This window comes from Paenibacillus xylanexedens (assembly GCF_007676705.1).
GTDB lineage: Bacteria > Bacillota > Bacilli > Paenibacillales > Paenibacillaceae > Paenibacillus > Paenibacillus xylanexedens_C.
On sequence record NZ_VEBF01000182.1, the window covers coordinates 1 to 300 of the forward strand.

Annotated in this window: 1 protein-coding gene; it reads left to right on the plus strand. The window is 49.3% G+C overall.

Annotated features, from left to right (window positions below; all coding sequences use genetic code 11):
* Positions 1-33: 33 nt before the first annotated feature.
* Positions 34-300 (plus strand): alanine--tRNA ligase-related protein (locus FS628_RS30420; RefSeq protein WP_260871245.1); only part of this gene is annotated, 267 nt, incomplete at its 3' end.

A 300-nucleotide genomic window follows, 5' to 3' on the forward strand; every position in this document is an offset into this window, starting at 1 on the left:
GAAATGGTGGGGAACTTGTGGATTGGAGATTAGTTGAAGGAAGAGAGGGTTAGATGGGGATGGGAGTTGGTGAGGAGGAAAGAGTGGATGGGTTTGGATGGGGAAGGCGTATGTGTTAGGGTATATGGGGAAGATGAAGAAGCTTTGAAAGTGTGGAATGAAAAAGTGGGAGTGGGTGGGGAGGGTATGATGAAATTGGATGAGAAGTTGTGGGATATGGGGGAAGGGGGATGTGGAGGTTGTAGGGAGATCTTGTATGACGGGGGGGAAGGTTATGGAAACGAGATGAGTGATGGGGAG